1 protein-coding gene is annotated in these 1,603 nt (G+C 58.3%); it reads left to right on the top strand.

All coding sequences use genetic code 11. The annotated features are described in order from the left end of the window. The first annotated feature begins 84 nt into the window (after nt 1-84). Nucleotides 85-1,434 carry an IS1595 family transposase gene (locus ACIQUB_RS31445; RefSeq protein WP_113236246.1) on the top strand — a complete coding sequence of 450 codons (1,350 nt, stop codon included), beginning with the start codon at nt 85-87 and terminating at the stop codon, nt 1,432-1,434. Nucleotides 1,435-1,603: the final 169 nt, after the last annotated feature.

The raw sequence follows: 1,603 nt of genomic DNA, 5'->3' as shown, positions 1-1,603 counted from the left end.
ACTGCTTATCCCTTTTGCTCAGGCGCTAACCATATTTGGTGAGTCCGATCGACAGGGTTCGGGGATAGGCGTAAGAGTCTCGCCATGGCCAGCTCCCTCTTTCCGACCAGATGGAAATACGACAAGCCGCCGTCGATTGAGACGTTCGTCGGGACCTTTCGCGACGACTACGCATGCGCCGAATATTTAGCTAAAAAGCGTTGGCCCACCGGATTCGAATGTCCTCGCTGCAAGTCAACCAAAGCCTGGCGTCTGGAAGCCCGACCGTGGGTCTGGGAGTGCGCGGGCAAGGGTAACGATCCTCTCTGTCGCCACCAGACATCGGTGATCGCGGGAACAGTCATGCAGGGGACGCATCTGCCGCTGCGCAAATGGTTCTTGGCGGCCTATCTGGTCACCACTCATTCCAACGGTATTTCTGCGCTCCAGCTCCAGCCGAAGCTCGGGGTGACCTACAAAACGGCTTGGCTGGTACTCCATAAGCTGCGGAAAGCCATGGTCAACCCGGACCGGACGCCCTTGAGCGGAGATATCGACATCGATGAGTCCGCGATCCCTTTCCGACGAAAGGGCGATCATCTGAAGCGGGGCGGTGGGAGTAGCACTGCGAACCAGATTTGGATCGCAGGAGCCGTGGAGCGTATCGGAAAGTACGCTGTCGGCCGCATCAGGCTGGCCCGCATCGCCGACCGAACCTCATCGAGCCTTGTGCCATTCGTGGTCGCCAACACGCTGCCAAACTCTCGCTTGAGGACGGACAAGAATGCGTCTTACCTAAGCGTGCCCGGTCGAACGATCGATCAGATCAACCTTACACAGGCTGCGCTCCCGGCCCACATCCTCTTCAAGTGGATACACATCGTCTTTGCCAACGTGAAGCGTTGGGCGATGGGAACTTTCCACGGCTTCCGAGAAAAGCATCTTGATGCGTATCTGAACGAATTCGTGTTCCGATGGAACCGACGTCGATATTTCCGGACGTCGATGGACGCGATGCTTGGCATCGGGCGAAGTGTCGGGCCTACCACCTGGCGAAGCATTGTCGGGGATACTCGACAGTGGAAGCAGGATCACATCGAGCAGATCATGAAGATGCTCCGTCCGAGCAAACGGAAGATCGTGACCGACCTTGCCAAATACTATCGCGTCTCTCGGGTCGAGGTGATGGAGAACCTTGCCTGGTGGGTGGATCGACTGGCTGAGGAAGACAAGAGCGCGTTCCTGTCATTCAAGTGGGATATTGAAGGCGTCCCGGAATTAAGCCAGAAACTGGCGAGCCCGAGAAAGAAGCCGAAGCGTCCAGTGCTCGTTGCCCGGCGGCCCGGCGAAGAGCGTAAGACCAGTCGCAGCTATCCTAACCCGGCTGCACTCAATCCCCGCATTCCCCCCGTGCTCAATGCACCGCGCCCGCCGCTCGCGGCCATCGCTGGATAACCTCCCAGCCGATACCCGATTAGTGGACCTGCCTCCCCGAATCGTGACAGCTACTCTCAGCCCGCCATTTTGAGCGACAAGACCTCGTCCCCGATGCCGTCCAGCAGGGGAGTGGCCAATCCGTCTACCGCAATATGTTGTAGGTCCCTGAGCAAGCGGGATAAGCAGT

The organism is Rhizobium sp. NPDC090275 (genome assembly GCF_044772225.1).
In the GTDB taxonomy this organism is placed as follows: domain Bacteria; phylum Pseudomonadota; class Alphaproteobacteria; order Rhizobiales; family Rhizobiaceae; genus Rhizobium.
This window is presented reverse-complemented; position numbering and strand designations above follow the sequence as displayed.

Excerpts from the sequence above, each read along its gene's own strand:
- ACIQUB_RS31445 (WP_113236246.1), top strand. The coding sequence starts at position 85 with ATGGCCAGCTCCCTCTTTCCGACCAGATGGAAATACGACAAGCCGCCG.